The sequence below is a fragment of the Sphingopyxis sp. LC81 genome (assembly GCF_000756375.1).
Taxonomy (GTDB): Bacteria; Pseudomonadota; Alphaproteobacteria; order Sphingomonadales; family Sphingomonadaceae; genus Sphingopyxis.
This window is the reverse complement of sequence record NZ_JNFD01000021.1, coordinates 120,425-132,120: the sequence shown is the minus strand read 5'-3', so window position 1 is coordinate 132,120 and position 11,696 is coordinate 120,425. Positions and strand designations below refer to the sequence as shown.

General features: G+C 65.3%; 10 protein-coding genes and 1 tRNA gene. 6 read left to right on the top strand and 5 right to left on the bottom strand.

From position 1 onward, the window contains the following. Nucleotides 1-20: 20 nt before the first annotated feature. Nucleotides 21-1,061 carry an MBL fold metallo-hydrolase gene (locus tag FG91_RS11025; RefSeq protein WP_037514950.1) on the bottom strand — a complete coding sequence of 347 codons (1,041 nt, stop codon included), beginning with the start codon at nucleotides 1,059-1,061 and terminating at the stop codon, nucleotides 21-23. Nucleotides 1,062-1,073: 12 nt separating this feature from the next. Continuing rightward, nucleotides 1,074-2,897: a DNA mismatch repair endonuclease MutL gene (gene mutL, locus FG91_RS11020; protein ID WP_037514949.1), complete on the bottom strand. Its 1,824-nt coding sequence runs from the start codon at nucleotides 2,895-2,897 to the stop codon at nucleotides 1,074-1,076. 192 nt (nucleotides 2,898-3,089) lie between these two features. Here mutL and FG91_RS11015 point away from each other — a divergent pair, with 192 nt between their 5' ends. The 6 genes from FG91_RS11015 (at nucleotide 3,090) to FG91_RS10990 (ending at nucleotide 8,803) form a co-directional block, all read left to right on the top strand. Then, a complete protein-coding gene (locus tag FG91_RS11015; RefSeq protein ID WP_037514947.1) occupies nucleotides 3,090-4,136 on the top strand; it encodes a rod shape-determining protein in 1,047 nt (348 codons plus the stop codon). Nucleotides 4,137-4,153: 17 nt separating this feature from the next. Further along, nucleotides 4,154-5,059 (top strand): rod shape-determining protein MreC, encoded by a 906-nt coding sequence (mreC, locus tag FG91_RS11010; RefSeq protein WP_037514945.1) that lies wholly within the window; start codon nucleotides 4,154-4,156, stop codon nucleotides 5,057-5,059. Next, on the top strand, nucleotides 5,056-5,577 hold the full coding sequence (locus FG91_RS11005; RefSeq protein ID WP_037514943.1) for a hypothetical protein: 522 nt from the start codon (nucleotides 5,056-5,058) through the stop codon (nucleotides 5,575-5,577). The genes mreC and FG91_RS11005 overlap by 4 nt, the downstream gene beginning before the upstream one ends. Before the next feature lie 18 nt (nucleotides 5,578-5,595). After that, nucleotides 5,596-7,503 carry a penicillin-binding protein 2 gene (mrdA, locus tag FG91_RS11000; RefSeq protein ID WP_037514942.1) on the top strand — a complete coding sequence of 636 codons (1,908 nt, stop codon included), beginning with the start codon at nucleotides 5,596-5,598 and terminating at the stop codon, nucleotides 7,501-7,503. After that, entirely contained in the window at nucleotides 7,500-8,606 is a 1,107-nt protein-coding gene (gene rodA / locus FG91_RS10995) for a rod shape-determining protein RodA (RefSeq protein ID WP_037514941.1), read from the top strand. Before mrdA ends, rodA begins: the two co-directional genes overlap by 4 nt. 121 nt (nucleotides 8,607-8,727) lie before the next feature. Continuing rightward, a tRNA-Lys gene (locus tag FG91_RS10990) sits at nucleotides 8,728-8,803 on the top strand. A 423-nt stretch (nucleotides 8,804-9,226) separates the two neighbouring features. Here the strand turns inward: FG91_RS10990 and FG91_RS10985 are convergent. The 3 genes from FG91_RS10985 to FG91_RS10975 form a co-directional block, all read right to left on the bottom strand. Continuing rightward, nucleotides 9,227-9,838: a glutathione S-transferase gene (locus FG91_RS10985; RefSeq protein ID WP_037515412.1), complete on the bottom strand. Its 612-nt coding sequence runs from the start codon at nucleotides 9,836-9,838 to the stop codon at nucleotides 9,227-9,229. Nucleotides 9,839-10,027: 189 nt separating this feature from the next. After that, nucleotides 10,028-10,669: a hydrolase gene (locus FG91_RS10980; RefSeq protein ID WP_037514940.1), complete on the bottom strand. Its 642-nt coding sequence runs from the start codon at nucleotides 10,667-10,669 to the stop codon at nucleotides 10,028-10,030. A 139-nt stretch (nucleotides 10,670-10,808) separates the two neighbouring features. Next, on the bottom strand, nucleotides 10,809-11,675 hold the full coding sequence (locus FG91_RS10975) for a pirin family protein (RefSeq protein WP_037514937.1): 867 nt from the start codon (nucleotides 11,673-11,675) through the stop codon (nucleotides 10,809-10,811). Nucleotides 11,676-11,696 lie beyond the last annotated feature (21 nt).

Genomic DNA, 11,696 nt, shown 5'->3' with positions numbered 1-11,696 from the left:
TGCAGCAAGTCAGGTGGCGGTCAATCGCTCGCGCGCTCGACCGGATAGCCGCCATCGCGCCACGCCTTCATCCCGCCGTCGAGCGCGGTCGCGCGCTCGAACCCCAGCTCGCGCAAGGTCGCCGCAGCGAGCGTCGATATCTTGCCAAATTCGCACACGGTCAGGATCTCGACCCCCGGATCGGGCAGCACATCGTTGACGCGCAGTTCGAGCTGCCCGCGCGGCAGGTGCGTCGCGCCGGGGACATGACCCGCCCCGAACGCATCCTTTTCGCGCACGTCGAGGATGACGAAATCATTGGCGCGCGCCGCGATGCGACGGCTCAATTCGTCGAGCCCCATGAAGGGCACCTTCGCGCCCGCCTCGGCAAGCAACTGGCGCACCGTCTTGCCGCCCGACATGTTGGTGCGCAGCGCTTCGGTCAGGTGCGTCGGCGCCGACAGGTTAAGATTGTTCATCAGTGCAACGAAATCGGCGCGCCCGGTCTTGGCAAGGCGCGGGTTGGTCCGCCGCTCGTCACCGATCGTGCTGCTTTCGCGCCCCTTATAGTCGTGCGCGGGAAAGACGAGCGTTTCGTCGGGCAGCGTCAGCAGCTTGCCGAACAGGCTGTCGAACAGCTGGTCGGGGTCGCCGCTGGGCAGGTCGCTGCGCCCCGTCCCGCCGATCAGCAGCGTGTCGCCGGTAAAAACCCGGTCCGCAACATGGATCGCCATCGAATCGCGCGTGTGCCCGGGCGTATGCCATATCTTCATCCGCATCGCGCCGAGCGGCAACGAATGGCCGTCCTCGACATGCAGGTCGACATAGGGCGACGGCGAGAAGCGATGCATGACGATCGGCGCACCGAATGCGTGCTTCAACGCCTGCGCGCCCGAGAAATGGTCGGCATGGGTGTGGGTGTCGATGATGTAGCGGACGCGCAGCCCCTGCCTGTTCACCTCGCCGATATAGCGATCGACGAGGTCGAGCGCGGGATCGATGATCGCCGCGGCGCATGTTTCGGTGCAACCGACAATATAGGATTTGCAGCCCTCTCCATCGCGAAAACTCGCAAAATACATGGCGCCCTCCTGCTACTTTCTCCCGAACAATTTCTCGACATCGTCCATCGCGAGCTTCACCCAAGTCGGCCGGCCATGGTTGCACTGGCCGCTGTGCGGCGTGACCTCCATCGTGCGGAGCAGCGCGTTCATTTCGGCGACGCTGAGCGTTCGCCCTGCCCGCACCGAACCATGGCACGCCATCGTCGCGGCGACCAGTTCGAGCCGCTCGCTGAGGCCCAGTGCTGCGTCATAGCCCGCCAGATCGTCGGCGATGTCGGTGACGAGCTTCTGGCAATTGATCGCACCCAGCATCGCCGGGGTTGCGCGCACCATCACCGCGGCGGGGCCGAAGCGTTCAAGCTCGACGCCGAGCGCCGCGAGCTGCGGCGCCGCGGCTTCGAGCCGGTCGCAGGCGGGCTCGTCGAGTTCGACCACCTCGGGCAGCAACAGCCCCTGCGACGGCACCGCCTGCCCGCCCATGCCGCGGCGGAGTTGTTCGAGCACGAGGCGTTCGTGCGCGGCGTGCTGGTCGACGATGACGAGGCCATCCTCGGCCTCGGCGACGATATAGGTTTTCGCGATCTGACCACGCGCGATGCCGAGCGGGTGTGCCTCGGCCTCGGGCACCGGCGCGGTCGCCGGTTCGGCGCGGCCCATCGGAAGTGCATCGCGTGGCGGCGCGAAGTCGACGATGCGGTCGTGCAGCAAGGCGGTTGTCGCGGCATCCCCTTCTGCGCCGAACAGGTGCGTTGCTGGCGCATGCGGATAGGGCAGATGCGCGGCGAACAAGGTCGGCGCGGGCGGCTGCGGCGCCACCGGTTCCTGCTGCCACGCCGCCAGCGCCGCCTCGGCAGGGCGCTGGACGCTGCGGAAACCATGTTCGTCGAGGGCGCGGCGAAGACCGCCAACAATCATCCCGCGAACGAGCTGCGGATCACGGAAACGCACCTCGGTCTTCGCCGGATGGACGTTCACGTCGACCTCGCTCGTCGGGACGTCGAGGAACAGCGCAACGACCGGATGGCGATCGCGCGCGAGCAGATCGGCATAGGCGCCGCGCAGCGCGCCGACGAGCAGCCGGTCCTTCACCGGCCGGCCGTTGACGAACAGATATTGATGGTCGGCGATGCCGCGATTGTAGGTCGGCAGGCTGATAACGCCGCCCAGATGCACCTCGCCGCGGTCGATATCGACGCCGATGCTGTTCGCGGCAAGGTCGCGCTGGGTGAGCGCCGCGACGCGCGAAAGCTGGTCCTGCCCGCCTTGCACGTCGAGCACGCGGCGTCCGTCATGCTCGACGGTGAAACCGATGTCGGGGCGCGCCATCGCGAGCCGCTTCACAACGTCGAGGCACGCGGCATATTCGCTGCGCCCACTGCGCAGGAACTTGCGGCGCGCGGGAACGCGCGCGAACAAATCCTCGACCATCACCCGCGTGCCCTTGCCCAGCGCCGCCGGCCCTTCGGCCGCTACCGCGCCATTGTCGACGACGCGTTTCCAGCCGTCGCCACCCGCGACACGGCTTTCGAGCGTCAGCCGCGCGACGCTCGCGATCGAGGGCAAGGCCTCACCGCGAAAACCCAGTGTCGTGACATCCTCGATCGCATCGTCGGGCAGCTTCGAGGTCGCATGGCGTTCGAGCGCCAGCGCCATGTCGGCGGCTGTCATCCCGCACCCGTCATCCTCGACCTCCAGCCGCGAAATCCCGCCCTCGGCGATTCGCACCGAAATGCGAGTCGAACCGGCATCGATCGCATTTTCAACCAGTTCCTTGAGCGCGGCGGCAGGTCTTTCCACCACTTCACCGGCTGCGATCCGATTTACTAGCTTTTCCGGCAGGCGACGTATTGACATGGCCGCTCTCCTAGCGCAGTCGAACGCAAATCGCGACCCATCCGCACAGCCCTGATCATTTTGTCCAGCCACCCCAAAAGGAAGAGCCGGAATCTCCCCCTGATTGTAGCTGTCGCCGGCCGGGCGCGCGGATAAATCACGACAGGGGCGTGTCCATCAAGGGCGCGGCTTCGATGACAGGAAGCAGTATCGATGTCCTTCTTTTCTCGCTGGCTTAAATTCAACTCCCAAGACATGGCTATCGACCTCGGCACCGCGAACACGGTCGTGTACGTGCGCGGCAAGGGCATCGTGCTGAACGAGCCTTCGGTCGTCGCGGTCGAGACGCTGAACGGCATCAAGCGGGTGAAGGCGGTCGGCGACGACGCGAAGCTGATGATGGGCAAGACCCCCGACAGCATCGAGGCGATCCGTCCGCTGCGTGACGGCGTCATCGCCGACATCGACGTCGCCGAACAGATGATCAAGCACTTCATCACCAAGGTGCACGGCGGCAAGCCCAATGCGTTTCGCAGCCCCGAAATCGTGATCTGCGTCCCCTCGGGCTCGACCAGCGTCGAACGCCGCGCGATCCGCGACGCCGCATCGAATGCGGGTGCGAGCGAAGTGTGGCTGATCGAGGAACCGATGGCCGCGGCGATCGGCGCCGACATGCCCGTCACCGAACCGATCGGCTCGATGGTCGTCGACATCGGCGGCGGCACGACCGAAGTCGCGGTGCTCAGCTTGCGCGGCCTTGCCTATACCACGTCGGTCCGCGCCGGCGGCGACAAGATGGACGAAGCGATCGTTTCCTACGTCCGCCGACACCATAATCTGCTGATCGGCGAAGCGACCGCCGAGCGGATCAAGAAGGATTTCGGCATCGCGCGCATCCCCGCCGACGGCGTTGGCCTGACGATCCACATCAAGGGCCGCGACCTCGTCAACGGCGTGCCCAAGGAAATCTCGATCAACCAGGCGCAGATCGCCGAAGCGCTGTCCGAACCGATCGGCACGATCGTCGAGGGCGTCCGCATCGCGCTGGAAAATACCGCGCCCGAACTCGCCGCTGACATCGTCGATCAGGGTATCGTGCTCACCGGTGGCGGCGCGCTGATCGCCGAGCTCGACGAGCTGCTCAAGGATGCGACCGGCCTGCCGGTCACCGTCGCCGAAGACCCGCTGACCTGCGTCGCGATCGGCACCGGCCGCGCGATGGAAGACCCCGCCTTCCGCGGCGTGTTGCAGCAGGCCTGATCGAAGGCTTCTGACACATGGTCCGCCCGGCACATCGACGTCCGGGGCAATCCCGAAAGGCTCAGTACAGCCTGTTCGTTGCCTATGTCATCGCGGTGACAGGGGCGGTGGCGGGTCTGTTGCTGGCGATCCTGTCGGTCGTTGATCCCGTCGGCTTCGCCCAATTGCGTGTGGCGAGCCAGGAAATCGCCGCGCCCGTCGCGCGCGCGTCGCGCTCGGTGATCGGGTCGATTTCGGGCATCGACGATACGGTCGGCGCCTATGTCGCCGCGGGCACGCAGAACCGGCGGCTGCGCAAGGAGCTTGCCGACACGCGCCGCGAGCTCGTCGCGACCAGCTCGCTGCAGGAAGAAAACCGCCAGCTCAAGGCGCTTCTCAAGCTGCAGGAAACCGACAAGACCGCGCTCGCCAACGGCTATCTACTGACCTCGACCTCGACCAGCAGCAAGCGCATCGCGCTGCTCAGCATCGGGCGCAACCTTGGCGTCGCCGCGGGCCAGCCGGTGCGCGGCGCCGACGGGTTGATCGGCCGCGTGCTCGGCGCCGGCCCCTCGGTGTCGCAGGTGCTGCTGCTCACCGACGTCGACAATATCGTCCCCGTGCGCCGCGCGCGCGACGGGCTGCCCGCGCTCGCCAGCGGCCGCGGCAACGGCGATCTCGACGTGCGCACGCTCAATATCGCGAACAACCCGTTCAAGCCGGGCGACATCCTCGTCACCTCGGGCACCGGCGGGCTCTATCCGCCCAACATCCCCGTCGCGATCGTCGTGCGGCGCCAGGACGACGGCGCCCTCGCGCGCCCGCTCGCCGACCCGGGCAAGGTCGATGCGGTGTCGGTGCTGCGCCCCTACACCCCCGACAATATCGAAGCGCAGGGGCTGCCCGGCCCCGCAACGCCCACCGCCGCCGCCAAAGCGCCATGAAGCAGAAGGGTCCGCGCCTCGGCGAGCCGGCATCGCTGTGGCGGATGCGCATCGTTCCGATCGCGAGCGTGATGTTCGCATCGGCGCTGCCGCTGATGCTGCCGCTGATCGCCAACTCGCCGGTGCTGCCGCCGCTCGGGCTGCTGTTCTTCCTGTGCTGGCAATTGCTGCGCGCCGAGATGTGGCCGGTGTGGATCGGCCTGCCGCTCGGTCTGTGGGACGATCTGTTCAGCGGCGCGCCGATCGGCACCGCGATAGGACTATGGACCGCCGCTAGCATCGCGATCGCCTATTCGTCGCAGCGCATTTATTGGCGCGGCTTTTTTCACGACTGGGCGATTGCCGCGGCGTCGGTCGCGATCATCCAGTCGCTCGCCGCGCTGATCACCCACCCGCATGCCGCGACCGGCCGGGTGCTCGGCCTCGTGGTGCCGCAGATCATAGTCTCCGCGCTGCTCGTCCCGCTGTTCATGCGCCTGACCGGCAAGTTTGACAATTTCCGCCTGAAACGCCGATAGACTGGTTCCAACCCCCTAATGCCGACGAAGAAGAAGAGTCCGCCGATTACCGAAGCCTGGAGGGGCATTACCTTCACCCGCCGCGCGCTGGTCGTTGGCGGCGCGCAGGCGGCGGTCGGCGTCGCGCTCGCCGCGCGCATGGCCTATATTTCGGTCATCGACAACGACCGCTATGTCCTTGAATCGGAAAGCAATCGCGTCAATTTGACGCTCGTTCCGCCGCGGCGCGGCTGGATCGTCGACCGCAGCGGCAAGGCGCTGGCGAACAACCGCGTATCCTTGCGCATCGACATCATTCCCGATCGCCTGCACAACAAGGAACTGGTGCTGGGGCAGCTCCAGACCTTGCTGCGCCTCGACGGCGACACGATGGAACGCATCAATCGCGACCTGAAGGCGGCATCGGGGTTCCAGCCCGTCGCGATCAAGGAGGACATGACCGAGGCCGAGTATAGCTCGATCCTCGTCCGCCTGCCCGAACTGCCCGGCATCGCGCCGCAGCGCGGCTTTGCCCGCAACTATCCGACCGGCGCGGCGGTCGGCCATCTGATCGGCTATGTCGGCGCCCCGAACGCCGAGGAATATCAGAAGGCCAAGGATCCGCTGTACATCACCCCGGGGTACAAGATCGGCAAGGACGGGCTGGAGAAATATTTCCAGGACATGCTTAAGGGCCAGCCGGGCGCGCGGCGCGTCGAGGTGACCGCGCGCGGCAAGGTCGTCCGCGACCTGTCGACCCAGCCCGACGTGCAGGGCAAGACCGTTCATCTGACGATCGACGCCGATCTGCAGGAATTTGTCGCGCGGCGCATGGGACGCGAGTCGGGCGCGGCGGTCGTGATCGACTGCCAGAACGGCGACATCCTGTCCTTCGTGTCGATGCCGAGCTTCGATCCGAACAGCTTTTCGGACGGGATCAGCAGCAGCGAATATGCCTGGCTGCGCGGCGACGATCACCAGCCGCTGATCAACAAGGCGACGCGCGGGCTCTATCCGCCGGGATCGACGCTGAAGCCGATGGCCGCGATCGCTGCGGTCGAACATGGCGTGGACCCGAGCGAGCGCCACACCTGCGTCGGCGGCTATCGCCTCGGCAGCCGCTTCTTCCGCTGCCTCGGCACGCACGGCAGCCTCGACATGCCGTCGGCCATTATGAAGAGCTGCAACAGCTATTTTTACTGGCTCGCGCACCGGCTCGGCTATGACGCGATGGCCCCGACCGCGCGGCTGCTCGGACTCGGCGAGGAATATCAGCTCGCGGGCAGCAACCAGCGCTTTGGCACCATTCCCGACAGCGCGTGGAAGATGAAGAAATATGATCAGGAATGGTCGGCGTCGGACTCCCTCAACGCCGTCATCGGACAAGGCTATGTGCTCGCCAACCCGCTCCAGCTCGCGGTGATGGCGGCGCGGATCGCATCGGGGCGCCGGCTTTACCCGCGCCTGATCAACCGCGAGTTCAAGAATGAGCCCTTGCCCTTCTCGCCCGAAGCGCTCGCCGTCGCGCGTCACGGCATGGACCTTGTGGTCAACGGCGCCGGCACCGCGGTGCGCAGCCGCCTGCCGCTCGACGGCATCACGATGGCGGGCAAGACGGGCACCGCGCAGGTGCGCGGGCTCGGCACCGGCAACGGCAAAAGCGGCACGTGGAAATTCCGCGACCACGGCCTGTTCGTCGGCTTCGCGCCGGTCGTTAACCCCCGCTATGCAACCGCCGTCGTCATCGAGCACGGCATGGGCGGATCGCGCGCCGCGGCGCCGGTGGCCAAGGATTTCATGACTTTCCTCTTCGACCGCGAAAAGGCGATGGAGGCGCTCGAAACCTTCGAGGCCGGCTGGGGCGGCACGATCAAGGAACGCATGGACCGCGACTATGCGGCGTGGAAGGCGGGTGCGTCGAAGCCCGATCCGGAGCTCGCACAATGATCCCCGTGCCACCCGCCATCCAACGCATCCCGTGGAAACTGATCGCGATCCTCGCGGGCATCACCGGTTTCGGCCTGCTCGTCCTCTATTCGGCCGCGGGCGGCAACTGGTCACCATGGGCGCTCAACCAAGGCGTGCGCTTCCTCGTCTTCCTCAGTGTCGCGCTGGTGATCGGCCGCTTCCCGATCCGTATCTTCGAGGACTTCGCCTATATCGCCTATATCGGCATCCTGATCCTGCTGATCGCGGTCGAGCTGCTTGGCTTCGTCGGCGGGGGCAGCCAGCGTTGGCTCAACCTCGGTTTTATGAACCTCCAGCCGTCGGAATTGATGAAGGTCGCGATCGTCATCGCGCTGGCGCGCTTCTATGCGCAGCTTCCGCCCGGCAACACGCGGACCTTCACCGCGCTGTGGCCCGCGATGGTGATGATCGGCCTGCCGGCCGCGCTCGTCATGCTGCAACCCGACCTCGGCACCGCGCTCGCGATCTGCATCGGCGGGGTCGTGGTGATGTTCGTCGCCGGCCTGCCCTTCTGGTGGTTCGGCAGTACCGCGGTGGCGGGACTTGCGGCGTTGCCGGTCCTCTTCTCCTTCCTCCACGATTATCAGCAAAAACGCGTGCTGATCTTCCTTGATCCCGAAAGCGATCCGCTTGGCGCCGGCTATCATATCAGCCAGTCGAAGATCGCGATCGGATCGGGCGGCATCGGCGGCAAGGGTTTCCTCAACGGGTCGCAAAGCCACCTCGACTATCTGCCCGAAGGCCACACCGACTTCATCTTCGCGACGATGGCCGAGGAATGGGGGCTGATCGGCGGCCTCGCGCTGCTCTTCGGTTTCTTCCTGCTGCTGCGCTGGTCGACGCGCGTCGCATTGAAGGCGCGGACGCGTTTCGGACAGCTCACCGCCGCGGGCCTCACCATGACGATCTTTTTCTATATCGCGATCAACCTGATGATGGTGATGGGCCTCGCCCCCGTCGTCGGCATTCCGCTGCCGCTCTTTTCCTATGGCGGCTCGTCGATGCTGACGATCATGACCTGCGTCGGCATCATGCTCGCGATCGAAAACGACAGCAAAACAGGCACGCGCCGCTTTCATTGAGAAAAAACTTGGCAAAAAGGCATCGGGGGCATTGCCATCCCCCCAGAGCCATGATAGCGGGCCGCTCGCTTCGCAGCAAAGAGCACATCTCTTCGCAGCGTGGCATGCCTGAAATGGCAGTGGACGCATAGCTCAGTTGGTAGAGCAGCTGACTCTTAATCAGCGGGTCCTAGGTTCGAGCCCTAGTGCGTCCACCATTTCTTTCAAAGACTTACAGTGCGAACTTTACGCTCATTCGCAGTCCACCCAGCTCGCGAAAGCACCGCGTGATCACGCACCTTTTTCTGTCGGAATGCCGCGCTCTATTTTGGTCCGTGACGTTGAGACGCATCTGGGCCAGACGTTCGGCCTCAAAGCGAGCGTCGACGGCGCTTTCGGTCGCTTTTGTACGATCGGGATCTTTGGCGAAGAGGCAATGTGCGCACCAGGCTCAGCATTTGCAAAAAGAAGCGTTCCTATCCGTCGGAGGAGGAAGCGCTCGCTGCCGTTCGGCGCTCTGAATTGCCGCTCCGGACCTACCGCTGCGACCGCTGCCGACTGTTCCATTTGACCAGCCGTACAAAGGGCAAGCGTGTACTTCGAAGCGATGGCGACCCATTTCCATAGCTGGCTGATTATTTTCAGCCCTGCCCATCGGCCCATGGCGCGATTCTGATCATCGCCTGCTCGAACAAGTCCGACGTCACCAGAATTGCGAGCCAGCGCCGCACGCCTTGCGGCGCGCAGGCCGCGAACCACTCGGCATCGACCCCGGCAAACTGGCGAACAAATGGAAACAGCGCCATGTCGCTAAACCCGCGCGTCGCGCCGCCAAGATAATCTTGTTCCTTCAGCCGCTCGTCGAGCTCCGTCAGCATCGCCAATCCTGCCGCGCGATGCGTCAGCGGATCGACATCGTAACGCCCGGCATATTTGTAACGGTCGAGATGATGCTTGAACGCGCCGTCGAACTTCGCGACCAACGCCGCATCGGCGCGCGTCAGCCAGTCCTCTGGGTCATGCTGCGACAAGGCCCAGTGCATGATATCGATGCTTTCATCGATCACCGCCCCATCCGCCAGCACGAGCACCGGCACGGTTCCCTTGGGCGATGCGGCCAGCATGGCCGCAGGCTTGTCGCGCAGTTCCACTTCGCGATGTGCGTAGATCGTCCCGCTCACCAGCAACGCCATCCGCGCGCGCATCGCGTATGGACAGCGGCGAAAGCTATAGAGGATCGGGATGCCGGGCATCGCGGGCGCATAGCCGATCACAAACGCACCGCCAAATCGCCCGCGCCCCATTCCCCCGGACGGAGACGCGGCCTCAAGCCGAGCGCAGCAACTTTGCGTAGAATCCGCCGAAGGCCGGGTCCGGCGCGATCATTCTCCTTGAGCGGTTCCGCCGGGCGACGTGCGCCGCGCCGGCGGAGATATTTCGGGTCAGTCGGTCTTGTCGTAGGAAAACTGGATTCCGGCGGTGCCGCCCGTCTCGATGAACAGGTTCATGAAGGCGGGAACGGTCTCGCTGCGTTTCCAGTCGCGCTGCAGTTCGCAGAACAGTTGCGGGACCGAAATCATCTTGCCCCCCGCCTGTTCGATCCGTCGCAGCGCGGCGTCGTGTGCGGCAAGCGAGGTGCCGCCCACCGCATCGACCGGGACATAGACCTCATAGCCTTCGGCGAGCGCGTCGAGCGCGGGAAAGGTCAGGCAGGCCTCGGTCCAGAGCGCGGTCATAATCAGCTTCTTGCGCCCGGTGGCTTCGACCGCTTTGCGGAATTCGACATCTTCCCAGCTGTTGATCGTCGTGCGGTCATAGGTCGGATAGTCGCCGAGTATCTTGCGGACCTGCGGCACCGGCGGCTTGTTGAGGCCGGTTTCGACATTCACCGTCGAATGAACGATCGGCAGGTCGTACGCGACCGCCGCCCGGGCGCAGCCGGCGATGTTGTTAAGCAGCAACTGCCGGTCCATCGACGCGATCGAATTCACCTGCACCGGTTGATAGTCGATGATGATGAAGGCGGAATTCTGCGGTGTCAGCAGATGGTCCGCCTTCGGATCGCGGATCGCTTCGCTTGTCATGGGTCTTCTCCTGCATATGGGCGCGCCGAAGGGCCGGCAGACAACTGCCGTCGCGGCGGGGCACGCGGGTCCACCGTCAATTCATCGAGGGGAGAGTGGACCCGGCTCCCGCGAGGTCGGGGAAGGAGCCGGGTCCACGTCAGGCTGCGACTGGCGCCAGCCTGCCGTTGTTGAAATCGTCGATGGCCTGGCGGATTTCGGCCTCGCTGTTCATCACGAAGGGTCCGTAGCCGACGATCGGTTCGTCGATCGGCTCGCCGGTCAGGACGAGGATCGTCGCGTCGCCGTCGGCGTGGACCCGAATCGATCCCCCTTCCCGGCTCAGCAACACCATCTCGGCCTCGCCCGCTTCCTCGCTGCCGCCCACGGTGACATGGCCGGCCAGCACCACCAGCATCGCGGTGTGACCTTCGGGCAGGTCGAGCGTCACATCGGCGTCGCGGTTCAGCCGGACGTCCCAGACGTTGATCGGGGTAAAGGTCCGCGCCGGCCCCTTCGCACCCAGCAGCTCGCCCGCGATCACCCGGCCGAGACCCGCGCCACCGGGCAGCTCGACGGTCGGAATGTCCGCCGCCGTGATACCCTGATAGCCGCCCGGCGCCATCTTGTCCTTCGCGGGCAGGTTGACCCACAGCTGGACCATCCGGAACGGGCCGCCCGTCTTGCCGAACGCCGGCGAATGATATTCCTCATGCAGGATCCCGCCCGCCGCCGTCATCCACTGGACGTCGCCCGGGCCGATGATGCCGCCGTTGCCAGCCGAATCCTTGTGCTCGACCTCGCCGTCATAGACGATCGTCACCGTTTCGAACCCGCGGTGCGGATGCTGACCGACGCCGCGTCGATCGGTGGTCGGCGCGAAATTATAGGGGCCGGCATAGTCGAGCAGCAGGAAGGGGCTGACCCGGTCGCCGAGGCTGTTGTACGAAAAGAGCGAGCGGACGGGAAAGCCGTCGCCGACCCAATGCTGGTTGGGATTGCTGTAGGTGCCAAGGATCGTCTTCATCTTGCATCTCCTGCGCCTCCA

Coding starts and splice junctions, on each gene's coding strand:
- FG91_RS11025 (WP_037514950.1), bottom strand. CDS start 1,061: ATGTATTTTGCGAGTTTTCGCGATGGAGAGGGCTGCAAATCCTATATT.
- mutL (WP_037514949.1), bottom strand. CDS start 2,897: ATGTCAATACGTCGCCTGCCGGAAAAGCTAGTAAATCGGATCGCAGCC.
- FG91_RS11015 (WP_037514947.1), top strand. CDS start 3,090: ATGTCCTTCTTTTCTCGCTGGCTTAAATTCAACTCCCAAGACATGGCT.
- mreC (WP_037514945.1), top strand. CDS start 4,154: ATGGTCCGCCCGGCACATCGACGTCCGGGGCAATCCCGAAAGGCTCAG.
- FG91_RS11005 (WP_037514943.1), top strand. CDS start 5,056: ATGAAGCAGAAGGGTCCGCGCCTCGGCGAGCCGGCATCGCTGTGGCGG.
- mrdA (WP_037514942.1), top strand. CDS start 5,596: ATGCCGACGAAGAAGAAGAGTCCGCCGATTACCGAAGCCTGGAGGGGC.
- rodA (WP_037514941.1), top strand. CDS start 7,500: ATGATCCCCGTGCCACCCGCCATCCAACGCATCCCGTGGAAACTGATC.
- FG91_RS10985 (WP_037515412.1), bottom strand. CDS start 9,838: ATGCCCGGCATCCCGATCCTCTATAGCTTTCGCCGCTGTCCATACGCG.
- FG91_RS10980 (WP_037514940.1), bottom strand. CDS start 10,669: ATGACAAGCGAAGCGATCCGCGATCCGAAGGCGGACCATCTGCTGACA.
- FG91_RS10975 (WP_037514937.1), bottom strand. CDS start 11,675: ATGAAGACGATCCTTGGCACCTACAGCAATCCCAACCAGCATTGGGTC.